This is a genomic window from Psychrobacter sp. ANT206 (genome assembly GCF_056880555.1).
Genome location: NZ_CP096271.1, coordinates 2,418,071 through 2,442,894 on the forward strand (window position 1 = coordinate 2,418,071; position 24,824 = coordinate 2,442,894).

Sequence of the window (24,824 nt, forward strand, 5' to 3'; positions counted from 1 at the left end):
CAGCAACAGAATTAACATCTGCTGACTGGGTATCGGCAGTAACGGTACTTAAATCTTGATAACTTGCCATAGACCTAACCTTTTAAATCTGAAACACTATAACGAACAATATGAGAGCAAATTTTAGCTAAGCTGTGCCATACGCCAGTGATGTTCAATATGCTCATTGATCACTGTTTGAATAAAATAATAGCTATGGTCGTGACCGGCTTGATAGCGCAATGTTAATGGTTGCTTGGCCTTTGTACACGCCTGTTGTAATTTTGACGTTTGCAACTGACCATCGGCTAAAAACTCATCAGCCTCGCCTTGATCAACCAAGATGCTTGAGTATTGCTGACCGACTTGTTCAATCATCTGAGAAGCGTCTGATTGCGCCCACAAGCTCTTGTCATCACCAAAATACTCTGTATAAGCTGCTTGACCCCATGCCGACTCACTGGCGGCGCACACAGGTGATAAAGCTGACACACTCACAAACTTGCCTGGGAATTTAAAACCCAATAATAAGGCACCATGACCACCCATCGAGTGACCCGTGATACCAATACTATCAATTGGAAACTCTGAGCGTAATAAATCATACAGCTCATCAACGATGTAACTTTGCATATTAAAATGCTCAGCCCAAGGTGCTTGCGTCGCATCGACATAGTAGCTTGCGCCTTGACCAACAAAATAACGCTCGTCGTTTGCCACCTCATTACCCTCACTACTTCTAGGAGAGGTATCTGGCGCGATAAATATCATACCAAGCTCGCTACATTTTTGTTGAAAATGCGCTTTGTGGGTCACGTTATCAGCATTACAAGTGAGACCTGATAAATATAAAATCGCCGGACAACGCTGCCCTGCTAGTGCCTCATCAGGCAGATAAATACTAAAGGTCATCGGCGTCTTGGTAGCCGCTGATTGATGACTGTAATAACGCTGCTCACCATCAAAACAGCGATTGACACTTTTTTGCGTAAGCTGGGTGCTGGCTGAGAGACTGTGGTTATAAGAATTATTCATAAGCATTATCCTTTTTAGCTAAGATAAAATAGTGGAAAACAGATGCTTATTTAAAAAAGCATCAGATTAAAAATGGGATAAAAATCAGTTCGCTGTGTTCTTATCATCTACAACTGTATCTGCGCCCGTATCCGGTGAAATATTGATAGTCGTTGTCGCATTCGAAGTATCTATAATACTAGCAAGCGGCGGTCGTGTTTTATCAAATAACACTTGCTCAAATGCTGGCAACGCCGTTTCCATCAAACTACCGATCACCATTTGCGGCTCTGATGGCTCAAAACCCATATAAAGCTCACGCTCTTTTACTCGATACGCAGCGTCTTTAAACGCGGCAGAAAAACTGGTGTTTTCTCTTAAGCTTTCCGCAAAAAATGCTTGCCCAAAATAGGTCATTTCAGCACTATTGGTACAGCCAAATGACATCTTGTCTGTTGCCGAAGCGGTAATCACCACTGTCGTCGGCGACGCTAATTCATCAATAAACGAACCTGAATAACAAGCCGATACCACGATAACACGCCAGCGAATACCTGAGGCATCTAACGACTCTCGCAGCCATGTTGCATCCAGATTATCCATCGCAAGCGGTGGATTAGATAAATGGATAAAATCCTGATCGCCATGCGACGATAGTGTCATAAATAACACGTCTTCATCAGCGTTCATCTGCTGACCAATTCTTTTTAAGCCGCGTAAAATACTGGTTTTGGTGGCAATTGGCTCATCTAGCCAAGTGTAGTTATTATTAATCAGTGCCAATGAATGCCCGCTAGTACCAAAACGCACATCAAACAGCTCACGTACTTTATTAATCTCAGAGCGGAAGACGTTTTGATCAGAGAATCCCGCCACACCCATAAAGTACCAATCACTTTTGCCCGGTATACTAGGATCTATACGAGCCAGCGCCTCTTGTAATAAACGCGGCTGCTCATATAATGCCGCTTCTTCTAACACCGGCTCTACCGGTATCTGCTTAAATATGGGCTGGTCAGCGACGTTACGCTGCCATATCGTCAATAGTGCAACGGCACCGATGAGGACGATGATCCGCTCCCACCACGGTATACGCAGGCGACGAGAAAATATCCATAACAATGCCAAGGTCTGCCATAAAAACAGCACCAAAAATAGCGTTGGTAAAAACGAATAACTCCAATCGGGCAACCAGCTATAACTGCCTAAAAACTGTACTAAGCTTTGTAATAGAGCCGATAAAGTATCAGCAACCAACCACAGTACAACAGGCACAAAAACCAGTGCTTGATTGCCTGCGCGCCGTGCCAGAATAATACCGCCAAGCAGAATAATCATCGGCCATATGAGATAGCTGACCAATCCTTGCTCATTAAAAATACTGCCATCTGGAGCGGCTAACCAAGAAAATAGGACATTACTACCCAAAGCCAATAGCGCAAATACAGCGAACTGAACAAAGGTAGGTTTAACCCAAGAGAATGCCCGTGTTGAGCCTACTAGCATCCACAAGGTTGCAATAATATTGGCAGCGAAATTAAGCGAAAAGCGCTGCAGTGAGACGGTTTTTAACGACGCAAGTGACAAAGACTTAGACCTCTAGCCAGTCGAGAGAAATAAAACAAATCAATGATAAAATATTTTGATATCCATGCCATTTACTGTCTTTCAATTAACTCTTTTGCAAGGCACACGAATGTCAATTTTATATTTAATTCATTATGAAATGGATATAAGAGACGGATAGCGCACATCAATATTATTGACTAATATTTTAGCTCGCTAATCTATCGCGATTGTAACGGATTGTCGGTCGAGAGCATAAGGCTGAATTGTAAAATTCGCTTAAAAACCCATCAAAAAAGGAGGTCTTAAACTTAAGACCTCCTTTTATCTCAATAATGACTGTATCAGAGACTCACTACTATCTCATCAAAAGCTCATTAACACGTCTGAGATAAGCGGCTGGATCATCTAACTGACCGCCATCTGCTAGTAATGCTTGGTCGAAAATAACTTGCGCCAATTTATCAAAATCTTCGGCTGACTGCTCGCTACTTTCAAGCTTTTTAATGAGTGGATGATCAGGGTTAACCTCAAGTGTCGGCTTGCTTTCTGGCACATCTTGACCCATTTGCTTCAGCATCTGAATCATTTGTGGTGATAACTCACCTTCCCCAACGACTAAGCAAGCAGGACTATCAACCAAACGCGTCGATACTTTAACGTCTTTGGCACGTTCGCCTAACGCCGTTTTTAGCTTATCAACGACTGGCTTCATGGTTTCTTGCGCTTTTTCAGCTTCAGCTTTTTCAGCTTCGTCTTGCAAGTCGCCCAAATCAACTGCACCTTTAGCGATGTTTTGTAGCGGTGTCTCATCAAATGAGGTCAAGAAATTCATCGCCCACTCATCAACACGGCTGGTCATCAAGATAACTTCGATGCCTTTCTTTTTGAATAGCTCAAGTTGTGGGCTATTTTTAGCAGCCGCTAGATTGTCAGCCGTTAGATAATAAATGGCTTTTTGACCGTCTTTCATACGTGCTTTGTAGTCTTCAAAGCTGGTCGTCACACTATCCTGAGTACTGGTTGCATAACGCAACAATTTGGCAATACGTTCTTGATTGCCCATGTCTTCGCCAACGCCTTCTTTGATAACATCACCAAATTCAGCGTAGAACTGCGCAAATTTTTCTTGCTTATCACTGTCTTCACTGTTGGCTAGACTGGCAAGCAAAGTCAAAATACGACGCGCGTTACCATCGCGGATAGACTTCACATCACGCGACTCTTGTAATAGCTCGCGGCTCACGTTCAATGGCAAGTCTGCTGAATCGATGACACCTTTAACGAAACGCAGGTACATTGGCAACAGCTGCTCTGCCTCGTCCATAATAAAGACGCGCTTAACATAAAGCTTTAGACCATGCTGCTGCTCACGAGTGTACAAATCTACAGGGGCTTTTTTAGGAATATACAATAGCTGAGTATACTGAACACGACCTTCGACACGGTTATGCGTCCATGCTAGTGGCACGTCCATGTCATAGGTGATATTTTTATAAAAATCGATATACTCTTCATCTTCAATCTCAGAGGCTGAACGTGTCCATAAGGCACTGGCTTTATTGATAGTTTCCCATTCGTCTGTTAAGACCATTTGACCATTGGCAGGCGTGTCGCTTCCTTCTTCAACCTCATCTTCTTGCCAAACTTCTTTACGCATCTGAATCGGCAAGCTGATATGGTCTGAGTATTTATTAACCAACTGCTTAATTTTTCCCCGGTCTAAATAGCTGTCTTCACCCTCACTATATTGCTCTTTTAAATGCAAAGTAATGGCGGTGCCACGAGTTTCTTTAGTGATAGGCTCAACGGTAAAGCTACCCGTACCATCTGATACCCAGCGTACGCCTTTATCCGCAGGTTCGCCAGCTTTGCGGGTTTCAACACTGATCGTATCGGCAACGATAAAGCCCGAATAAAAGCCAACCCCGAATTGACCAATCAACTGACCATCTTGCTTCTGTGATTCAGACAGCTTGTCTAAAAATGCTTTAGTGCCAGATTTGGCAATTGTGCCTAAATTTTCGATGGCATCAGCTTCGTTCATCCCGATACCGTTGTCAGTAAAGGTGATGGTTTTAGCGTCTTCATCGACGGCAATGCGAATTTTTAGCTCGCCATCGTCTTCATAAAGGCTGTCATCATTGGTCGCTTCAAAGCGCAATTTATCACAGGCATCAGAGGCGTTTGAAACCAGCTCACGGACAAAAATATCGGAATTAGAATATAGCGAGTGCGTCACTAAGTGTAATAATTGAGCTACTTCTGCTTCAAAGGTATGTTTTTTTAATTCTGGGCTGCTTTTATTAACATTGATGCTATCAACTTTTTGGTTATCAACTGGGTTCTGTTCACTCATAAAAAACTCCTTCAATTTATGTTAAAAACTTATTATAAGATAGCAGTACTCAAACGAAACTTACTCAATGAATATTAGAGAGCTTACGTTTTGAACACTGCTAAGCTGTTTATACTAATAGGGGCGCGGGAGAAAATTTCAAGCGTAAGAACTTGATTCAATAAAAAACACCGCCCTAGTTTCCTGAGGTGGTGTCGTTATATCGATAATAGGTTTAGCAAATATATTTAGTAATACGTTTTTAGATAGACCTATCAACTATAAGCAGCTAGGCAAATGCAGCGCTGGATCCGAATCACGGGCTGCCATTGCATCTTCAACCGTTAAGCCTAATGCTTTGGCAACGCCTTCGCCATAAGCGGCATCACACCAGTTACAGTTGCGAATGTGGCGATACTGAATAAAGTCCGGCACACCCGCCATATTGTTCGCTGTATTTTCAAATAGCACTTGTTGTTGCTCAGCACTCATCAAATTAAACAACGCTCTCGGTTGACTGAAATAATCGCTATCGTCTTCACGGAAATCATAATGCGCCGCATAGCCGTCAATTTTTAATGGTGGCTCAGCATAATCAGGCTGCTCTTGCCACTGGCTAAAGCTGTTTGGCTCATAATGCGGGCGACTGCCATAGTTATCATCGACACGTCCTTGACCATCACGATGATTGCTCATCACAGGGCAACGCGGCTTATTCACCGGAATTTGCTGATGATTGACCCCAACACGATAACGCTGAGCATCGGCATAGTTAACCAAGCGATTTTGTAGCATTTTATCCGGTGAAACGCTGATACCCGGTACCAAATTACTTGGGGCAAATGCTGCTTGTTCCACATCGACAAAGTAGTTGTCAGAGTTTTTGTTTAATTCAAACTCACCCACTTCAATCAGTGGATAATCACCTTTTGGCCATACTTTGGTCAAGTCAAACGGATGATAAGGAACGGTATCAGACTCAGCTTCTGGCATGATTTGCACATACATTTTCCACTTTGGAAAGTCACCATTTTCGATGGCATCGTACAAGTCTTTTTGATGACTTTCACGATCCGAACCAACGACTTCCGCCGCTTCTGCATCAGTTAAGTTCTTGATGCCTTGTTGCGTGCGGAAATGGAATTTGACCCAAAAACGCTCATTGGCGGTGTTCCAAAAACTATACGTGTGCGAGCCAAAACCATGCATATTTCTATACGATGCTGGCAGACCGCGATCACTCATAACGATGGTAACTTGATGTAATGCTTCAGGTAATAAAGTCCAAAAGTCCCAATTGTTGGTCGCCGAACGCATATTGGTACGTGGATCACGTTTGACGGCTTTGTTTAGGTCTGGGAATTTGCGCGGATCACGTAAGAAGAACACAGGCGTATTATTACCCACCATGTCCCAATTACCTTCTTCGGTGTAGAATTTCAAAGCAAAGCCGCGAATGTCACGCTCGGCATCAGCCGCGCCGCGCTCACCTGCGACGGTACTAAAGCGCGCGAACATTTCAGTTTGCTTACCCACTTCGCTAAAAATATCCGCACGGGTATATTTAGTGATGTCATTGGTTACGGTAAAAGTACCAAATGCGCCTGAGCCTTTAGCGTGCATGCGGCGCTCTGGAATCACTTCACGGGCAAAGTTGCCTAGCTTTTCATTTAGCCAGATATCTTGTGCTAATAATGGACCACGCTTGCCTGCAGTGAGACTGTTTTGATTGTCTGCAACTGGTGCGCCGTTGCTCATAGTCAATTGGGTCGGGGCGTAAGGACATTTTTTATCGCTGCTATTATTACTGTTGTTGTCGCTCATAATCATATTCCTTTGGATAGCAAATGGATGAAAGTACAAAACCTATTCTGAATAAGCCTCTAATAACATATCCAGAATAATTGTAAATGTTTCTGAAAAACGGCTATTTTTATTCATAGTAACCTGTAAACACAGTAATCTTGCCTTGTTAGACACCATTACAACCGATTAGCATTGATTTGTATAATTAATTAATTACATGCTTTCGTTTTGTTTTTCAGAATTACTCAAAATATTGTCTAACTCATCCAAATGCCTTTCATTCATAGAGCGATCTCAAACAATGACTACCTATTGGATACATCTTTGCACTAGCGCGGCATGGGACGAATGGTCAGAATTTGCTCACTACGACCAAAAGGTCCTTGCGTATCATGTAATATCGCGCTGCTAATCCCTATGCCATCAGCACCGTACTGCTGCACTGCCTCAATGCCAAGCCAGCGACCTTGTGGCGCGCGGTGCATATGAATTTGCAAATCAGTATTGGGGAACATCCATTCCAATTTTGCCATCCCCAGTCCAAGCCTTGGTACAACACCATTGGCAGTATCGGCCATACCCAATAAATGCACCATGTCATGGGTAGGCATACCCTCTACCATGTCAATATCATTGGTCATCCATACCATACCTTTACCAGGACGGCGATTAGGTTCAGCCACCAAACGTACGCTTTCAATGAAACCACCGGGCCAGCCTTTCATACCATCCCAAGCGGGTAACGCTTCAGGCTTATGTATGGATTTTTGATCTTCAAGCCCTGCAATGGCACTGGTATCTTGAGTAATCAAGCGCCATGCACGCGCAATGATGGCATCGCGACCACGACTGCTCATCACTGCTTCGATAAGCTCAATAGTCCTACCCGGACGGATACATCGCGTAGTCACGATAAAATCATCAAGCGGTATCAGCCCTAAAATATCCAAGCTGATACGAGCAATGCGCATATTTTCTTGTGGTATAAAACTTTGTAATTCGGCAGTGAGCAAGCCGGTGGCTGGCGCCATATGTTGCTCATGCTCATTCCAAGCGCCTTGCGCATGCTTCGTTGGCTGATAACAAGCAACACTACTACCATCTGCTTGCTGCTCACGTTTTATAAAAGTGTAATAAGCTGACATGAATGTCCTCGAATTCTTTTTAAAATAGATTGATTAGGTATAAAAGAAGGGTAAGCTTTCTTTGTTTAGCGCATAAGGGCTTGTTTTTGTACCGTCAGCAGTGTGCGACTTTTAGCCATTACAAATAGAAAGAAAGCCATAATGGCAATAAGCGCGCCATATAACAGACTGTAATCTCTCATAAACTGGGTTGCATTTAACATCAGCATCCCTATCAGGATAACAATCGTAAACGTATTAATTTTTAATTGTTTATTGATCTCATCAAGGCTAGCTTCTGCCAAGACAAATCTTTTTTTCTGCTTTTTCATTTTATGTTACCTATCTGGCGCTATATACAAAGCCTGCTTATTTTATTTGCCAACTTGCGTCATTGGAATTCGTAAAGCTTTTGGCAAGCTAAAGGTGACATTTTCTTCAATACCCAACAGCTCACTTGGCAAGTCACCACCCCAATCTTGCAGCTGCTGTAGTACCTCTTGAATCAATACTTCAGGCGCTGAAGCACCCGCAGTCACGCCCACACTTTGTATCCCATCGAACCAGCTCTTATTCATTTCAGTGGCATTATCAATCAAATACGCGCGGCAATTCATGCGCTCTGCCAATTCACGCAAACGATTTGAGTTTGATGAGTTTGGTGAGCCAACGACCAAAACCACCTCACAGCGACCCGCTAAATCCTTGACCGCATCTTGACGGTTTTGGGTGGCATAACAGATATCGTCTTTACGTGGACCTTGAATATGTGGGAACTTTTCTCTCAATGCATCAATAACGCGCGCGGTATCGTCCATCGATAAGGTCGTTTGGGTCACAAATGCTAAGCGCTCAGCATTCTGTACGCTCAAGGCTTCAACATCGCTCTCGTTTTCAACCAGATGAATCTGTCCGCCATGACGATGGTTAAAGCGTCCCATAGTGCCTTCTACTTCAGGATGTCCCGCATGTCCAATCAATACCGCATCCATACCATCCTGCGCAAATTTAGCGACTTCGATATGTACTTTAGTGACCAAAGGACAAGTAGCATCAAACACCGTCAAATCACGACGTTCTGCTTCATCTTCTACAGCTTTTGAAACCCCGTGAGCTGAAAAAATAACAATAGAGCCGTCTGGCACTTCATGTAGCTCTTCCACAAAAACAGCACCGCGATTGGCCAAGTCGGATACCACGAACTTGTTATGTACCACTTCATGACGGACATAAATGGGTGGCTCAAAACGTAACAGTGCTTCGTTGACAATCGCAATCGCGCGATCCACACCAGCACAAAATCCACGTGGATTGGCAAGATAAATTTGCATAAGAAGACCTATCATTAGATAATTTATATAAAAGCCTAGGCTTAAAGCTTAAGCCACCGAAACTTTTATTCAAAAGTTGGGATAAAATCGATACCCTACTTTAGCATAATTTGCTTTTAAAGCAGTTTATAATGAGGCATCGATTACTACTTTTGTCAGCATACATGATGGTATTTTTTATTTTTACCAGCCTTTTATATTAATTCGAATACTTTTATTTATTTATCAAGATACAATTCACTAGGACACACTGTATGACAGGTTCATTATTTATTATCACTGCGGCTTCTGGCACAGGCAAGACCTCATTGGTTAAGCAGCTACTTGCCACCACCAATGACTTGACTGTCAGTGTTTCACACACCACTCGTGAGCCGCGCCCAGGCGAGATTGACGGTCATCATTATCATTTTACTGACGTTGATAAGTTTGTGACTGCCATCAGTGAAAGTCAGTTTTTAGAACATGCCGAAGTGTTTGGCAATTATTATGGCACCTCAGAGCAAAGTGTACGCGCGCAACTGGACGCTGGTGTCGATGTCATTTTGGAGATTGATTGGCAAGGCGCGCTGCAAGTCAAAAAAATCTTTACTGATGCCATCATGATTTTTATTTTACCGCCAAGTATCGCCACTTTACGTCAACGCTTATCAACGCGTGGACAGGACAGTATGGAGGTGATCGAGCAGCGTTTGGCTGGTGCTGTTAATGAGATGGCGCAGTACGTCAATTTTGACTATGTCATTATTAATGACAGTTTTGAGGTTGCTTTAACTGAGCTTAAAGCAATTATCGTTGCCGATAGACAGACGCTAAAGCGTCAACAGCAGCGTTATCAGCGCACGATTACCAATCTACTTAACAATACAGTAGACGAGTAAATGTGGCGTTGACTTGCCTTAATGCTTCATCTTGAAAATAGTTATCAGCAGACAAGCAAAAAGCAATTACGCCTGCAAGCAAAAAATGCTATAATGTCTAGCTATCCCCCTTTATATTTTTGATATTATTTTTATTGAGTGGCGCGCCATGCTCGCAACCAGTAAAAACAACCGAGGTAGCTATTTATGGCACGAGTGACGATTGAAGATTGTTTGGATAATGTTGATAATCGCTTTGAGCTGGTTCTAGTCGCAAGCAAGCGCGCACGTCAGTTGGCTAAAGGCATTGCAGAGCCGTTGGTTGATGTTGATAACGACAAGCCAACAGTATTGGCATTACGTGAAATCGCTGCTGGTAAAATTACCCGTGATATTTTAAATCAGCCAGAGCATAACTTTGCTACTAGCTCGTTAGATTTAGCATTGTCAGGCGATCATAGCTTCTAATAAATTACCGTAAAAAGTATGAATTTAGCAAGCATACGAGTATTGACTGACGATAGAGACCACAGCATAGGCTGTGGTTTTTTGGTTGTAATGATACTGGCTTTACTGTTTTAGTAACCGTTTGGTGCTTAAAGCCTAACCTTAAGTAAGAATTCTCCAGTTTTTACACTAGCTTATTGCTTAGCGGTTGACATTGGCGGCGATTTACGATTAATTAGAGGGTAGTCTGCCCAATTTTCAGCTTTATTCTTAAGCTCTATATCAATAGCTCAGCATTTATTCAGCCATTCTTTACCTTGCTAAATCATCATTTAAGCAGGTAAAAGAACATAGGATCGTGACTTTATGATTCAAAACTTGCCCAAACTCAGTCATCCGTTAGTTGATGACGCTCAATATAACCTGCTGCGTTCAGTAGGTTACCTCACGGGCGCTGAACGCCGTGATATTGTTGATGCCTGTGAGTTCGGTGATGTTGCGCATATTAAAGACAAGCGCAAGTCAGGAGAGCCTTATATCACGCATCCGATTGCGGTCGCTGAGATACTAGCCGGCTTTCGCTTAGATCGAGATACCATCATTGCGGCAATTTTGCATGATACGGTTGAAGATACGGAAGTGAGCGATGAGCAGATAGAGCAGCGTTATGGCAAAGTGGTTTCTAGGCTGGTCGATGGTGTGACCAAATTAAAATCATCGACGCATAATAAACAAGAAAATAAAGCGGCGACCTTTCATAAAATCCTAACGGCTACCCTCGCAGACCCACGTGTATTGATTATCAAGCTTGCTGACCGTTTGCACAATATGTCGACCCTAGATGCGGTACGTCCTGAAAAACAACGTACCACCGCTCAAGAAACTTTAGACTTTTATGTGCCCTTTGCACGGCTCATGGGTCTCAACGATATTGCTGATTATATCGAGGTACTTTGTTATCGCAATCTTAACTCTGAGATGTATAACAAGATCTCTGATAAATTGCTACAACATGGGCTTGGGCGCAATTTTCAGAGAGAAGCCATTCATCGTTATTTAAGTATTGTTCTCAATAATCTTGATCTTGATGGCATGGTTAAAGTCTTAGACAATCGCGTGGTTATCTTCCGACAATTTTTCCGTAATCGCGGCGAGATTAATGCACTGCTACGCCATTACGCATTTGAGATTGTGCTAGATAATATCGAAGCTTGTGACAAACTTGCCTACTATCTCATTAAAAAATATCAAATTGCGGACAGTCATATCGCGGACAATATCCGCAGACCTTTACCTGGCGGCAATCAATCGCTGACGCTTATCTACGAGCGCGACAATGATTTTGTTAAAGTAACGATTTTGACTAAGCAGATGCAAAGTGCGGCAAGGCTTGGTGTCATTGGTGCAGAGCATGCCTCTGATGTCAGCCAATCAGTCATTCAGGCGTCATTACGCAATATGAAAGATTTGGTCGATGAGGACTGTTTAAACGAAGGCAACCCTGATTTTGCCGCCGCGGTATCGACTATTAATGAGCTGATGGATTACCTGCATTCTAGCAAAATCATCTGTTATAGCCCGCAAGGTCGCGCTTATGAGTTGCCACAAGGTGCCACAGCGCTAGACTTTGCTTATGCTGTTGGTCCGATGGTTGGCAATGTCGCTGTTGGCGCTAATATTGATAAAAAACATGCCAAGCTTGGGACTGTAGTCAAAAATGGACAGTTAGTAGAAATCGAGGTTAATAGCCATTCTGAGCCAAAAGCAGAATGGCTTGGGTTTGTGGTTACTAATAAAGCCCGTGTAGAGATTTTGCGTTGGTTCAAAGATTTATCGGCGGCTGATAAGCAGCACCATGGTAGACAAGCACTAGATCGCGCGCTAAAAACCTATCAAAAAAGTCTCGATGATTTGACCGATAGTGATTGGAAAAATCTAACAGAATGGCGTGGACTGACTGAGAAATCAGCGCTATTTGAGCAAATAAGCTCCGGTACGTTATTACCGCAACTCGTGGTCACGCGTTTGTTTAGCGATGAAGTCTGTGATATCCAATCGCAAGAACGTATCGATGACATGACCCAACCACAGCAACTGATCGTCAATGCTTCAGGCGTTGAGCTTGATTTTGCCAATTGTTGCCATCCGATTTATGGTGATCCTATCGTTGGACATTTATCCCGTCATGGTCTGGTCGTGCATCGACATAAGTGCTTTTCACTAGACGATATTCGTAAAGACAATCCCTATCAAGTCATCCAATTACGTTGGCGCAACGATAAGGCGATCAAGCAAAGTGACTCAGAAGATCACGATAATAAAATTCGTTTTCCTGCTTATTTAAAACTGTCTATAGCACTGAGCGACGAGCAAATCAGTAAAGTTATTTATAATCTGCGGCAGTTAAATATAGGGGTTGAAAAGGTCGACGTACGTAGCAATGATACTATCATTCATATTGTGGTTCGTAGTCGCAATCACTTAGCCCAAGGTATTCGTGAACTACGCTCCTTACTTGGTTTCCCCAATATTATGCGTTTATATCAACTATAAATACTTTTATAATCATAACTGTTAAAATATATGCCTTTTAAATTATCTCTTAACACATAGATGATTTTGAAATATGTAAAACTTTTAATCCTGCTAAACGCTTCTATTAATTTTTAGAAAATAGCTTTAGCACATCAAACACCAAAAAATATGATAAGGATATATCATGACACGTCAAACCATCCAAACGGATAAAGCACCTGCAGCCGTTGGCACTTACTCACAAGCGGTAAAAGTTGGCAATACTGTTTATATTTCAGGTCAGCTAGGTTTTGACCCTATCACCATGGAATTAAAAGAAGGGTTTGATGCACAAGCGAAGCAAGTATTTGAAAACATAAAAGCCATCTGTGAAGCTGCTGGTGGCAGCTTAAATGACGTGGTCAAATTCAATGTATCGTTAACTGATTTAAATGATTTTGCAGCATTAAACGAAGTATTTATGGCTAATTTGACTGAACCTTACCCTGCCCGCGCAGCGGTGCAAGTAGCGGCATTGCCTAAAGGTGGCGTGGTCGAAATTGAGTCTATTCTATATATTGAATAAGTTAGATATTCAATACTGCTTGAATAACAATATTTCATATTAGATCACCATAAGCTTAGCCTCATGCTAAGCTTATTTGTCTCTCCCTCTTTATTTTTATTCCATATTGACTTAATCAAACTGCGAAGCCTTTTTATGTTGGTACAAGTTGCTCTGCCCGTGCCCCTTTATCGGGTATTTGACTATAGCCTACCGTCCGATATAAGTGCTTTGCCAAATGCTTCGCCAAACAACAGCTCAATACAACTGCCGCAAATTGGCAGTCGTGTTGAGGTCTCCTTTGGTCGTCAGACTTTAATCGGAATCGTAGTTGCTCATATTGCGCAAGTGGATACCAGCGTACCACTCAATAAGCTGAAACCCATTAATAAGTGTTTAGATGCTGAGTCTATTTTAGATAACAGCATGCTAAAGCTCGCCTATTGGCTTGCTCGTTATTATCATTATCCGCTTGGTGAGGTGTTAGCGGTCATCTTGCCCACGTTGGTTCGTCAAGGTAAACCACTAGATTTACTCATTACCCATTGGCGGATTCTGCCACATATCACTGATGACGACTTTCGTACTAACGCCAAAAAGCAAAAGCAGCAGTTTGATATGCTAAAGCTACATGGTCAACATGGTGCAAGTGAAGATGTACTACTATTAGAAGGTATGGAGCGTGCTTTTTTAAAAAAACTAGAAGATAAGGGTTTGATTGAGCGCTATATTCAACCAAAACAAGCACCTACTCCTGTCAAATTGGCAAAAATGCCCCTTGATCTTAATGAGGAGCAACAGCTTGCCGTTGCAGCGATTGTTGCTGCACATGAATCCAAATGCTACACGGGCTTTTTATTAAATGGCATTACCGGTAGTGGCAAGACTGAAGTCTATCTACAAGCCATGCAAGCAGTATTAGAGGCTGGCAAGCAAGTGCTTATTTTAGTACCTGAGATTGGACTCACACCGCAGACGCGTGCGCGTTTTGCCAGTCGCTTCGCTGCGCATATCGTCTTGCTACATTCTGGTATAAATAACACTCATCGATTGCAAGGTTGGCAAGATTGCCGTACGGGTCACGCACAAATCATTATTGGTACGCGTTCGGCAGTACTATATCCGTTTGCAGATTTAGGCTTAATTATCGTTGATGAAGCGCATGATGGCTCCTATAAACAGCAGGATACCTTGCGCTATCATGCTGCTGATGTCGCACTTTATCGAGGATTCCAAGCTAAAATACCGGTGGTCCTTGGTACGGCTACCCCTTCTCTTGAACATTTAAAATTAGTCGATGAGGGCAAGCTAGTAGAGTGTCAATTATCGACGCGCCCTGGCAATGCTAAACCTGCGCCCATGCAGCTGATTGATGCGCGCTTGCAAAGTACTCATCAGCAAACGCAAGATGATGGCGCGCGCTATGATACCGGACTGACGGATGCGCTTATCGGCGCCATAAGGCAAACCCTAGAAGCTGGCGATCAAGTTTTGATATTTTTAAACCGTCGCGGCTATGCGCCTGTTTTATTATGCGAGGCGTGTGGTTGGCAGGCAGATTGTCCGCGCTGCGACGCGCATTTAACCGTTCATTATAATAATCAAGCCCAGCGTAGCAATTATTCCAGCAACTCTTATTTAAAATGCCATCATTGTGATTGGCAAGCCTATATTCCGACTGTATGCGCTGATTGTGGCAGTCAAAATCTAGATGCCAAAGGGATGGGAACAACAAGGCTAAGCGAAAATTTGCACGCTATCTTTGCCAATCCGCAAACCAGTAAAGCGCTTTATCCCATTATTCAAATTGATCGTGATACCACTAGGCGTAAAGACAGCTGGGAAAATATCTATCAGCGTATTAATGAAGGCAATCCTGCCATATTGGTCGGTACGCAAATGGTTGCCAAAGGTCATCATTTTCCCAATGTCACGCTCGTTTGCTTACCCAACGCTGATCGTGGCTTTTTGTCTGCAGACTTTCGTTCGCCAGAGCATACTGCCCAATTGATGATCCAAGTAGCAGGGCGTGCAGGACGCGGGGATAAATCAGGACGGGTATTGATTCAAACGCTGCAACCGGACAATGCGTTATTATTAAAATTGGTGAAAGATGGTTATTTGTCTTTTGCTCGTGAGCTGTTGCAAGAGCGTAAAATGATGGGACTGCCCCCTCATAGTCATGCTGCGCTGATACGCTGCGAAGGTAAAACCCTTGCTGCCACCACACAAGCACTCAAAGATGCCATTGCCGTTCTGCCAACAGGGCACAATTTAGCCGTTCTTGGTCCTATCGATGCGCCCATGAGTAAAAAGAACAGTCGCTATCATGCCCAGCTTTTGCTATTGGCCAAGGATCGGCAGCAACTGCATCATGTTTTAAATCATTGGTGGCAACCCGTCCTTACCCTACCGAGCGCTAAATATCTTAAGCTTACTTTAGATATTGATCCTGTCGGCTGGTAATGGAAATTTGCGAGTTATTGCTAGCATAATTATTTGTCGCATTACTCTTTTATCTTTACTTCGTCAGTACAGTTTCTAATATTTGACTATGATAAATTTACAATAACAAGTTGATCATTGTTATCAAAAACCATCCTACCTTATGTAGAGTAGATATTGCTCATTAAATCCATTATCAGCAAAATTGAGTGTTGTTATGAATCCAGACCATCCAAACTCTAAAAAAAATGACCATGCTCATCAGAGTATATCGGCTGATACGCATGGACACGTTAAGGAAGGTGAGGAAAGTAGTGGAAAAAGTAATAATGCTTATAAGAATCAAGAAAGCCACGATCATGATGAACATCTAGAGCAAACAGTCGCCACGCGAGATACCAAAGGCTATCAGCGCACTTTACTGATAAGTTTTTTGATTATTACAGGCTACATGTTTGTAGAAGCAATCGGCGGTTGGCTCACTGGCAGTTTGGCATTATTGTCCGATGCCGGTCACATGCTGAGTGACGCGATAGCACTTGGCGCCACCTTAATGGCATTTAAAATTGGGGAAAAAGCAGCTACTCATCAAAAAACGTTCGGTTATAAACGCTTTGAGATTTTAGTTGCCTCTGTGAATGGGGCTACACTTGTCATTATTGCGCTAATGATTTTTTATGAGGCCATTAAACGCTTTAATTCACCACCTGAAATTGCGACCCAAGGCATGCTTATCGTCGCCACTATCGGTATGCTGATCAATATTTTGGTTGCATGGCTTATGCACCGAGGTAGCCGTAGTGGCGATACTCACGGTCATGATCATGGAGCCAATGAAGGCACAGCAACGGTCAAAACATCGGATGATAAAGAGCCGGTCAATCTCAATATGCAAAGTGCTTATTTACACGTATTAAGTGATTTAATGGGTTCAGTGGCTGCCATTATCGCCGCATTATTAATGATGAGTTTTGGCTGGGTATGGGCAGATGCGGTAGCGTCCGTAATTGTAGCGATACTTATTTTATTTAGTGGCTACCGTGTCGTACGGGATTCCGTACATATCTTAATGGAAGGGACGCCAGAAGGCATCTCTCTAGTTAATGTTGAGGAAAAACTCCTTGCTCATCCGCAGGTGCAAAAAGTGCATGACCTACACGTTTGGAGTATTACCAGTGGTTTAAACGCCTTATCTTGTCATGTGGTCGTCGATGGTGAAATGAGTATTCATGAGTCCAGTATATTGATTGGCAGTCTAGAACAAAGCCTGCTTGAGCTCGGCATCCATCACGCTACTATTCAGGTAGAAAGTGCGGCACACCCACAAACGAGTACCCATAGCGATGCCCTAGTCTGCAATATCTCAGAGCGACCAGCAGAGAATAACCATATCGGGCACAATCATTAAAATAGTTTGTCATTGAAAAAGTCTGGTTTAAAAAAAGCTACCAGTCATCTAGACGTCATTAATTATTTAAATATCGTCAATTGTTAATGACGTCTAATGAAATCATAAAAACAACACAGTATAAGCCACAATAACCATACGGCAATGCTTATCCAAACACCCAATCCCACTCCTAGCAAAGTCATGCGAATCCAAAAATCCAAGTCACCATTCATGATATGAGGCAAATAAGCGGGTCCCATATTCGATGCCATTATTAGCCAAAGTCCAATTATAAGTGCCAATCCTGCACCTATAATTCTTAATATTATCTTTCCAATATTTTTTAATAAGCTAAGGCGATTAAGTATAGCAAGCTTATTTTCTAGAGTATTATTCATAAGTCTTCTCTTTCTATTTTTTCATTTAAGCCATATTTAATGCCCTATCTTGCGATTAATAGTAATCAAATATAGCAAAATGAAATATCTCCATACCGCATATACCAATATCACACTGACTTTTATCAATGTAATCACATGTTAAAAATGATGAGAAATTTAGCCTCACTGTCATATTTTTAATATAAATTCTGTATACTGAAAATTGAAACGCCACATTTGCCACCAATGGATGACCTTCTGCTATGTCTAGACGCTCAGCGCCATTCGTCGCCCCAAGCTATATCGATGACCCGATTTCAAAGGATGGCAAAAAACACGCCAAAGTTTTATTATCCACGCTGCAAGAAGACATTGCTCGCTTTCGAGACGTACAGTTTCCACCTGATATCTTACGTCAAATTCGTGACATGCCTATCTATGAAGGTAACTTAGCAGAAGTCCAAGCCTATCAGCAACGTTGGCACAATTTGCTTGAACGCGCCATGGCGTTTTATCCTGCTGCCAATCTGCCGCCTGACTATTTGCCACTGCCTGCCAGCCTTGAGATACCGCAGTTTATATATCATGTGCAGCGCCTACATCTGACCAAAACCCATGCAAAAGAATCCAAGAGTTTCGGCTCGGTCGGGGCACTTACGGATAAATGCGGCGATTATAGTGCTGATGACATTGCACGTATGACTGCTGCGTTTGATAAGGATGAGGAGACGCGTTTGGTCGCGCACCGTGAGTTTATTGATTTGCGTGCTTATGTATTTTGCCGAGATAATAAGGGTGAGATGCTAGAGCCTGAACGGGTACGGTTTTATCGAACGGGACTTATTGTCCATGCCCTACCCGATTTTAAAATCGTAGACAGTCGACAGACACCACGCAAGCGCCGTAACGATGCTTATAACAATCCGCTGGCAGATAATGGCGTGTGGAAAATTTATCGTAAAAAATAATCGTTATAAAATTGCTTTTTATTTCTAATACTGCTGTTGTACTGCCCATTTATCGTCATTGCTAAGGATTCCAGATGTTCGCTGCCGCCGCCAGCTCACCAAATTTAATGTTACAAGCGACAATTTTCTTGGGAGCAGCCCTGCTCTTTGTACCCCTTGGTAAACGTTTTGGTATTGCGACGGTTTTAGGTTATCTGATCACAGGATTGATATTAGGTCCAAGTGTACTGGACGTGGCAGGTGACGCTGAGAGCTTATTACATTTCTCTGAGTTTGGCGTGGTGATGCTGCTGTTCATCATTGGGCTTGAGCTGCAGCCATCAAGGCTCTGGGCACTCAGGCGCTCAATATTCGTCCTTGGCGGTTTGCAAGTTGGTTTGACTGGTGTCTTATTGATGGGGCTGTTACATCAGATTTTTGGCTTGCAGCTCGATACTGCTTTTATCGTTGGCTTCGGGCTTGCGCTCTCATCTACCGCCTTTGTCCTACAAATTCTGACTGAAAAACAGCAGCTATCGAGCACTCATGGCCGTGAAGCCTTTACGATTTTATTATTCCAAGACATTGCGGTTATCCCTCTATTAGCGGTCATTCCTTTCTTATCAGGGGTGCGTGAACAAAGCTATGATTTGATTTATTTTGGTAAAGTTTTTGCGGTTTTTGCTGGGCTTATCTTTGCCAGTCGCTACGTCGTTCGTCCATTTTTTAAATTTGTTGCCTCAAGTGGTGCGTCAGAATTACTAACGGCAGTCGCGCTATTTATCGTAATGGGTGTATCGATTTTGATGGGTCAAATCGGGCTCTCAATGGCGTTGGGCGCATTTTTAACTGGTGTACTGTTGGCGGATTCTGAATACCGCCATGAGCTTGAAGCCAGTATCGAGCCTTTTAAAGGATTGTTATTAGGTCTGTTCTTTATGTCAGTCGGTATGTTGACCGATGTGAAATTGATATTAGCAAAACCCATTTTTATCATCGGCTGTGCGATGGCATTAATGTTTATCAAGTTCGGAGTGATTACAGCTATTGCAAAAATCTCAGGTAATCGCTGGCCAACCAGCATTCGACTGGGGGTTACACTGGCTCAAGGTGGTGAATTTGCTTTTGTCTTGTTCAGTGTTGCGAGTGCCCAAAACGTCTTACAACCTGAACTTGCCAATACGTTAAACCTGATCGTAACCATCTCTATGGCACTCACTCCTTTGGCATTCTTGTTATTAGAAAAAGTCGGCGAGCCATTATTTGCCAAAAGCAAACCAAGCCGCGAATACGACACGATTCCAGATCATGAGCATCAGGTGATTATTGCTGGCTTTGGGCGAGTCGGTCAGATTATCGGTCGTGTGCTACGTATGCACAATATTGAATTTACCGCGATTGAGCGCTCGGCAAACCGCGTCGATTTTGTCCGTAAATTCGGTAACCAAGTCTATTATGGTGATCCAAAAAACCCTGAAATCCTACGTGCAGCAGGTATCAAAAAAGCACGTGTCTTTATCCTTGCCATCGATGATTTAGAGCGTTCTATCACTACCGCCCAATATTTACGTAAAAACTATCCAGATTTAATTATCTTAGCACGGGCACGTGACCGCCAGCATTACTACCGATTACGTGAGGTTGGGGTTCGTCATATCTGGCGTGAGACGTATTTGTCCTCGCTAGATATGTCGCGTGAGTCGCTACAATTGCTTGGCATCTCACCAGAAAAAGCGCGTGAGACAGTGCAAACTTTCCGTGATTATGATGATGATCTGATTGAACGTCAACAAGCTATTTATGATGATGAGGCCAGTATGATTGAGTCGGCTCAATCATCGATGGCGGAGCTTGAAAGCTTATTTGATGAAGATATTGGCAAAGCGCGTAAGATGGACTTGAGCGATTTTTATGAAGCGCTAAAAAGCCAAGCCATACCAGTCGATGATGAAAATAATACGACTGAATCTAAGCATTAATTTTTTCAACTATAGAAATAGTTGTCAAAAATAATTCTCAATCTTTGTAGCCACCTAATCAGGGCTACAATTTTCCGGCGCTTGTTTTTTATTCAATGAACTGATGCATTCCCAATCATCACTGTTTGGCAGATGATAAAAGACCAGTGTTTGATCATTGAGATAGCGTATAGGAAATTTTACATTTTGAATGGTCGCAATCACTACACAATCAGTTTCTGCAACACCAGCTGCGCTACGATCGATCTCAATATGCACCTTCTCAGTACCGCTATCGATAGGCAGATCCAGCGGACATTGTCCTGTTTGCCGATACGCTAGCGCCACATAATTTTGCGTGGTTTTAACGGTATCATACGCATCAAACAGCACTTCGTTTTCTTTTGGTTTGGCGATAATGGGTAAGAACTGCACTTTAATGACCATTAATATAAAGGCAAAAAATCCAAAACCCCATCCTAGCCCAAATAAGCTCACCCCGCCCTCTTGGCTTAGATGGGCTTGTTGCAAGCGCGCATCTTGTGGATAGTCATTAATCACGTCGGCAATCTCACGTCGTGCCATTCGGTAATAGTAAGCATCCGTCCAACGTGCCACCATAAACGACCAAAACAGCCAAATCAGCGCGGCAATACTAACGCGTATCGTCATCTGATAAGCATCAGCAATATAAGGCATTACTAAGAACTCAACCGCTACCAAGACTAGCGCGATATTAAGCTGAATAAACGACCATCCTGCCACGCTGTAGACGAGCGCATCCATATAACGCTTACGATAGAGCAACCATGGAAAGGTCACAAAAAATGCTGCCCAATGCCATTTTGGCGACAGATAGCCTTGTTCATCAAATTGCTTAAAGCGTTTTAGATAATAGCGTTGGCTACGATGCCCGATAAACCATTTATCCAGTTGTGTGCGTCTGGCAGGAGGCAATTTTTCTTGGTAAAAAGGGGGCGGCGAATCCGTCTCAATAAATAACATAGTGACAAGCCTTACATGCGATTAAAAAGACATTTAACTTAACTATTGGGATTATATGATAACGCTAATAGCATTGTATGGGCCAGAGAAACACTAGATAAATAGTGCACCTAAATTACAAAACGCGCTAACATTATTAAAAAAGTATTGTTCATTCACAGCCGTACAGATTTCACTTATAATAAGCGCACTACCCATTTATTAAGCCTTGTTAATCCTATGAGTCAACATCCTGATATTAATACCAACGTCGACGCCACCAGCCTTACCGATGATCAAAAATCTTTAGACACTAATGCTACTAGTGGCAATGAGGTCGCACCTGACGGCAGTAAGCATATTCGTATCGTCAACACCTTTATGAAACGCCGTACGCACATGAATAAAAATGCCGAGCTGGCATTGACGGCGCCTGAATTTGCGCATTACTTGGTTAATAACAGCTTTGGTGATGGTAATCTTGAAGGTATTGACGATTTGCGCGCGCTATTTGCTGGATTGCCAAACGGCAGTGAGGCACCCTTGACCCTTGAGATTGGTTTTGGACTTGGGGATTCGTTCATTGAAATGGCAGCAGCCGAGCCAAGTCGTAATTTTGTTGGCATTGAAGTCCATGAGCCGGGTATCGGCAAATGCGCTTATATGGCTGGTACTCAAAATTTGAGTAATGTCAGAATCATCAATGGTGATGCCATTCAACTACTCAAACAGCTACCAGAAAACCATATCGATCGCATTCAGCTCTACTTTCCTGACCCATGGCAAAAAAAGCGCCATCATAAACGCCGCTTTGTTAGCCCTGAGCGTATGGCGATTGTCACCCGCAGCCTAAAGCAAGGCGGCTGGTTCCATACCGCCACTGACTGGGAACATTATGCCTTTTGGATGGTAGAAGTTTTGGATGGTTTTGCAGGCTTAAGCAATCAAGCAGGCGCAGGCAATTTCACTTCCCGCCCTGACTTTCGTCCAATGACAAAATTTGAGCGCCGCGGTCTAGCAAGCGGACATGGGGTTTGGGATTTAATCTATTTAAAAGACTAATACCAAACGCATTACGTCGGCTTCCTTTAAAGCGGCTAAGATATTTATCAGTATCTTAGCCGCTTTTTTATATCTATCAGTCTTCAAACCTTTTACTCATAAGGGTTAAAGACTGATATAACTGACTATAAATATGTTTGATGAGTATCAATAGCTTTCAATTCGAAAAAAAATTATCAGCACAGATGTGAAACATAGGCATTGCCCATACTAAAATCCTGCTAAATTTAAACTTGTAAAATCAGAAATAGCCAAGTTTTGTAAATTAAATGATAACTCTTGTCTGCGCAATCATTGATACCGTAAGGGCTTGGTGAGTTCTCCCCATAAGCTGTGGATAACCCTGTGCATAAGTCGCTACTTGACAAGCATTTGCCTAGATAGCTTAAAGGCTTAGGTAAAATCGTTCATTTTTTGTACGATTTAAAAATTTATTAAAATCAATAGGTTAATGATAATTTAAAAGTAAAATAATTTATTTATAAAATTTTTAATATTAATTTTATCCTATGATATGTTTCACACTGGCTAAATAAACTTTATTTATTTATTGTGGATAACTTCCAAAACTATTGACAAATAGTATGCTCATCAGGTTCAAATATGAACAGCAATTTTGAGAATTATATACAAATATTTTTGTTTTCCCATACGACATCTATTGTCGCCTAGTATTCAGTTATGCTCAATATATGCCTTGGATTTTGTTATAATTACCCTATCTAATAAACAATGATATAAAGTTAGAGGAAGACATAATCTGGTGATATAAGTTGCAAGCCCTACGAGCCTCATTAAAATCTCTAAACTTTTTTTCGCTTTTATCAGCATCTAATTTTACTGTATAGTAGCGTGATGTAACTGACATCGCGATCTACAAGACTCATCTCATTACCTACTCTAAGCTTAGTTCAAAATGCTATCAGCGATAGCTTACATTGTCATTGATAACATTGAACAAGCCGTTTTTGATATTAATACAACTTATTCTTATAAATGATTGATAACAAGGAGTCCTACATGGACGACAATAAAGCCAAAGCACTTAAAGCTGCACTAGCTCAAATCGAAAAGCAGTTTGGTAAAAATACCATCATGCATTTGGGTGACAACTCAGCAACGCTTGATGTCGACGTGGTATCGACTGGTTCATTAGGTTTAGATATTGCACTCGGGATTGGCGGTTTGCCAAAAGGTCGTATCGTTGAAATTTATGGCCCTGAAAGCTCAGGTAAAACGACTATGACATTGCAGGCAATTGCAGCGTGCCAGAAACAGGGCGGCGTTTGTGCCTTCATCGATGCTGAGCATGCCTTGGACCCTGTATATGCCCGCAAGCTTGGTGTGAATACGGATGACTTGCTACTTTCACAGCCTGATAATGGTGAACAAGCACTTGAAATTACCGATATGTTAGTACGCTCAGGTGCAATCGATATGATCGTTATTGATTCGGTCGCAGCCTTGACGCCGCGTGCCGAGATTGAAGGCGAGATGGGCGATTCACACATGGGTCTGCAAGCCCGTTTGATGAGCCAAGCTTTACGTAAAATCACTGGTAACGCCAAACGTTCAAACTGTATGGTGTTATTTATTAACCAGATTCGTATGAAAATCGGCGTGATGTTTGGTAGTCCTGAAACCACAACTGGTGGTAATGCGCTTAAGTTCTATGCCTCGGTACGTATGGATATTCGCCGTATCGGTGCAGTCAAAAATGGTGATGAAATCATCGGTAACCAAACTCGCGTTAAAGTCATCAAAAACAAGATGGCACCGCCATTCCGCCAAGCTGAATTTGAGATTACTTACGGTGAAGGCACCAATCACTTAGCTGAAGTGATTGATTTGGGTGTTGAGATTGGTGCAGTTGGTAAAGCAGGCTCTTGGTACAGCTATGGCGATGAGAAAATCGGTCAAGGTAAAGCCAATTCTGTACTGTTCTTAAAAGAGAACCCTGCTATTGCTGAAGAGATAGAAGCCAAAATCCGTGCTGAAAAACTCGGCGTAAAAGATGACAGCAAAGCAGCGGTCGTGGCTGAGACTAACGAAGAACTAGCTTCTGAACCTGTACAATAACGGTATATTTTCAAACCGTTATCAGCAACTATGAT

At 42.5% G+C, this 24,824-nt stretch carries 19 protein-coding genes; 10 read left to right on the forward strand and 9 right to left on the reverse strand.

Annotated elements, in window-relative coordinates; all coding sequences use genetic code 11:
- Nucleotides 1-123 precede the first annotated feature (123 nt).
- From fghA to ispH, 7 genes are all read right to left on the reverse strand, one after another.
- Nucleotides 124-1,014, reverse strand: a complete 891-nt coding sequence (gene fghA, locus M0221_RS10050) for an S-formylglutathione hydrolase (protein WP_483283739.1) — start codon at nucleotides 1,012-1,014, stop codon at nucleotides 124-126.
- An 84-nt stretch (nucleotides 1,015-1,098) separates the two neighbouring features.
- The gene (locus M0221_RS10055) at nucleotides 1,099-2,580 is read right to left on the reverse strand and encodes a C13 family peptidase (RefSeq protein WP_483283740.1); all 1,482 of its coding nucleotides are present in this window, start codon (nucleotides 2,578-2,580) and stop codon (nucleotides 1,099-1,101) included.
- A 337-nt stretch (nucleotides 2,581-2,917) separates the two neighbouring features.
- A complete protein-coding gene (htpG, locus tag M0221_RS10060) occupies nucleotides 2,918-4,918 on the reverse strand; it encodes a molecular chaperone HtpG (RefSeq protein WP_263241609.1) in 2,001 nt (666 codons plus the stop codon).
- A 258-nt stretch (nucleotides 4,919-5,176) separates the two neighbouring features.
- Complete coding sequence (locus tag M0221_RS10065; protein WP_483283741.1) at nucleotides 5,177-6,721, reverse strand: catalase; 1,545 nt, start codon at nucleotides 6,719-6,721, stop codon at nucleotides 5,177-5,179.
- A 311-nt stretch (nucleotides 6,722-7,032) separates the two neighbouring features.
- Entirely contained in the window at nucleotides 7,033-7,848 is an 816-nt protein-coding gene (locus tag M0221_RS10070; protein ID WP_483283742.1) for a thioesterase family protein, read from the reverse strand.
- Between the two features lie 65 nt (nucleotides 7,849-7,913).
- On the reverse strand, nucleotides 7,914-8,159 hold the full coding sequence (locus M0221_RS10075; protein ID WP_011514319.1) for a hypothetical protein: 246 nt from the start codon (nucleotides 8,157-8,159) through the stop codon (nucleotides 7,914-7,916).
- A gap of 42 nt (nucleotides 8,160-8,201) precedes the next feature.
- Nucleotides 8,202-9,158 carry a 4-hydroxy-3-methylbut-2-enyl diphosphate reductase gene (gene ispH / locus M0221_RS10080; RefSeq protein ID WP_181209717.1) on the reverse strand — a complete coding sequence of 319 codons (957 nt, stop codon included), beginning with the start codon at nucleotides 9,156-9,158 and terminating at the stop codon, nucleotides 8,202-8,204.
- A 254-nt stretch (nucleotides 9,159-9,412) separates the two neighbouring features.
- Here ispH and gmk point away from each other — a divergent pair, with 254 nt between their 5' ends.
- From gmk to M0221_RS10110, 6 genes are all read left to right on the forward strand, one after another.
- On the forward strand, nucleotides 9,413-10,039 hold the full coding sequence (gmk, locus tag M0221_RS10085; protein ID WP_020444168.1) for a guanylate kinase: 627 nt from the start codon (nucleotides 9,413-9,415) through the stop codon (nucleotides 10,037-10,039).
- 186 nt (nucleotides 10,040-10,225) lie between these two features.
- Nucleotides 10,226-10,486 (forward strand): DNA-directed RNA polymerase subunit omega, encoded by a 261-nt coding sequence (gene rpoZ / locus M0221_RS10090; protein ID WP_011280985.1) that lies wholly within the window; start codon nucleotides 10,226-10,228, stop codon nucleotides 10,484-10,486.
- Nucleotides 10,487-10,831: 345 nt separating this feature from the next.
- Nucleotides 10,832-13,018 (forward strand): RelA/SpoT family protein, encoded by a 2,187-nt coding sequence (locus M0221_RS10095; RefSeq protein WP_020444169.1) that lies wholly within the window; start codon nucleotides 10,832-10,834, stop codon nucleotides 13,016-13,018.
- 166 nt (nucleotides 13,019-13,184) lie between these two features.
- Nucleotides 13,185-13,565, forward strand: a complete 381-nt coding sequence (locus M0221_RS10100) for a RidA family protein (protein ID WP_011514323.1) — start codon at nucleotides 13,185-13,187, stop codon at nucleotides 13,563-13,565.
- A 63-nt stretch (nucleotides 13,566-13,628) separates the two neighbouring features.
- Nucleotides 13,629-16,010 (forward strand): primosomal protein N', encoded by a 2,382-nt coding sequence (locus M0221_RS10105; RefSeq protein WP_483283743.1) that lies wholly within the window; start codon nucleotides 13,629-13,631, stop codon nucleotides 16,008-16,010.
- A gap of 196 nt (nucleotides 16,011-16,206) precedes the next feature.
- The gene (locus M0221_RS10110; RefSeq protein WP_263241597.1) at nucleotides 16,207-17,397 is read left to right on the forward strand and encodes a cation diffusion facilitator family transporter; all 1,191 of its coding nucleotides are present in this window, start codon (nucleotides 16,207-16,209) and stop codon (nucleotides 17,395-17,397) included.
- A gap of 83 nt (nucleotides 17,398-17,480) precedes the next feature.
- On the opposite strand, the gene M0221_RS10115 is transcribed toward M0221_RS10110, so the two are convergent.
- Nucleotides 17,481-17,777, reverse strand: a complete 297-nt coding sequence (locus M0221_RS10115; RefSeq protein ID WP_149492070.1) for a hypothetical protein — start codon at nucleotides 17,775-17,777, stop codon at nucleotides 17,481-17,483.
- A 245-nt stretch (nucleotides 17,778-18,022) separates the two neighbouring features.
- Here M0221_RS10115 and M0221_RS10120 point away from each other — a divergent pair, with 245 nt between their 5' ends.
- The gene (locus M0221_RS10120; RefSeq protein WP_149492069.1) at nucleotides 18,023-18,727 is read left to right on the forward strand and encodes a hypothetical protein; all 705 of its coding nucleotides are present in this window, start codon (nucleotides 18,023-18,025) and stop codon (nucleotides 18,725-18,727) included.
- A 74-nt stretch (nucleotides 18,728-18,801) separates the two neighbouring features.
- Nucleotides 18,802-20,685 carry a monovalent cation:proton antiporter-2 (CPA2) family protein gene (locus M0221_RS10125; protein WP_483283744.1) on the forward strand — a complete coding sequence of 628 codons (1,884 nt, stop codon included), beginning with the start codon at nucleotides 18,802-18,804 and terminating at the stop codon, nucleotides 20,683-20,685.
- A gap of 54 nt (nucleotides 20,686-20,739) precedes the next feature.
- Here the strand turns inward: M0221_RS10125 and M0221_RS10130 are convergent, their stop codons facing one another.
- The gene (locus M0221_RS10130) at nucleotides 20,740-21,669 is read right to left on the reverse strand and encodes a DUF2628 domain-containing protein (protein ID WP_263241595.1); all 930 of its coding nucleotides are present in this window, start codon (nucleotides 21,667-21,669) and stop codon (nucleotides 20,740-20,742) included.
- A gap of 219 nt (nucleotides 21,670-21,888) precedes the next feature.
- Between M0221_RS10130 and trmB the strand changes: the two genes are divergently transcribed.
- Nucleotides 21,889-22,710 (forward strand): tRNA (guanosine(46)-N7)-methyltransferase TrmB, encoded by an 822-nt coding sequence (gene trmB, locus M0221_RS10135; protein ID WP_483283745.1) that lies wholly within the window; start codon nucleotides 21,889-21,891, stop codon nucleotides 22,708-22,710.
- A 1,020-nt stretch (nucleotides 22,711-23,730) separates the two neighbouring features.
- A complete protein-coding gene (gene recA / locus M0221_RS10140) occupies nucleotides 23,731-24,789 on the forward strand; it encodes a recombinase RecA (RefSeq protein WP_020444176.1) in 1,059 nt (352 codons plus the stop codon).
- The last annotated feature ends 35 nt before the right edge of the window (nucleotides 24,790-24,824 follow it).

What these genes read in the sequence shown, in the direction of transcription:
- fghA (WP_483283739.1), bottom strand. Translation starts at nt 1,014, where the DNA reads ATGAATAATTCTTATAACCACAGTCTCTCAGCCAGCACCCAGCTTACG.
- htpG (WP_263241609.1), bottom strand. Translation starts at nt 4,918, where the DNA reads ATGAGTGAACAGAACCCAGTTGATAACCAAAAAGTTGATAGCATCAAT.
- M0221_RS10065 (WP_483283741.1), bottom strand. Translation starts at nt 6,721, where the DNA reads ATGAGCGACAACAACAGTAATAATAGCAGCGATAAAAAATGTCCTTAC.
- M0221_RS10070 (WP_483283742.1), bottom strand. Translation starts at nt 7,848, where the DNA reads ATGTCAGCTTATTACACTTTTATAAAACGTGAGCAGCAAGCAGATGGT.
- M0221_RS10075 (WP_011514319.1), bottom strand. Translation starts at nt 8,159, where the DNA reads ATGAAAAAGCAGAAAAAAAGATTTGTCTTGGCAGAAGCTAGCCTTGAT.
- ispH (WP_181209717.1), bottom strand. Translation starts at nt 9,158, where the DNA reads ATGCAAATTTATCTTGCCAATCCACGTGGATTTTGTGCTGGTGTGGAT.
- gmk (WP_020444168.1), top strand. Translation starts at nt 9,413, where the DNA reads ATGACAGGTTCATTATTTATTATCACTGCGGCTTCTGGCACAGGCAAG.
- rpoZ (WP_011280985.1), top strand. Translation starts at nt 10,226, where the DNA reads ATGGCACGAGTGACGATTGAAGATTGTTTGGATAATGTTGATAATCGC.
- M0221_RS10095 (WP_020444169.1), top strand. Translation starts at nt 10,832, where the DNA reads ATGATTCAAAACTTGCCCAAACTCAGTCATCCGTTAGTTGATGACGCT.
- M0221_RS10100 (WP_011514323.1), top strand. Translation starts at nt 13,185, where the DNA reads ATGACACGTCAAACCATCCAAACGGATAAAGCACCTGCAGCCGTTGGC.
- M0221_RS10105 (WP_483283743.1), top strand. Translation starts at nt 13,629, where the DNA reads ATGCTAAGCTTATTTGTCTCTCCCTCTTTATTTTTATTCCATATTGAC.
- M0221_RS10110 (WP_263241597.1), top strand. Translation starts at nt 16,207, where the DNA reads ATGAATCCAGACCATCCAAACTCTAAAAAAAATGACCATGCTCATCAG.
- M0221_RS10115 (WP_149492070.1), bottom strand. Translation starts at nt 17,777, where the DNA reads ATGAATAATACTCTAGAAAATAAGCTTGCTATACTTAATCGCCTTAGC.
- M0221_RS10120 (WP_149492069.1), top strand. Translation starts at nt 18,023, where the DNA reads ATGTCTAGACGCTCAGCGCCATTCGTCGCCCCAAGCTATATCGATGAC.
- M0221_RS10125 (WP_483283744.1), top strand. Translation starts at nt 18,802, where the DNA reads ATGTTCGCTGCCGCCGCCAGCTCACCAAATTTAATGTTACAAGCGACA.
- M0221_RS10130 (WP_263241595.1), bottom strand. Translation starts at nt 21,669, where the DNA reads ATGTTATTTATTGAGACGGATTCGCCGCCCCCTTTTTACCAAGAAAAA.
- trmB (WP_483283745.1), top strand. Translation starts at nt 21,889, where the DNA reads ATGAGTCAACATCCTGATATTAATACCAACGTCGACGCCACCAGCCTT.
- recA (WP_020444176.1), top strand. Translation starts at nt 23,731, where the DNA reads ATGGACGACAATAAAGCCAAAGCACTTAAAGCTGCACTAGCTCAAATC.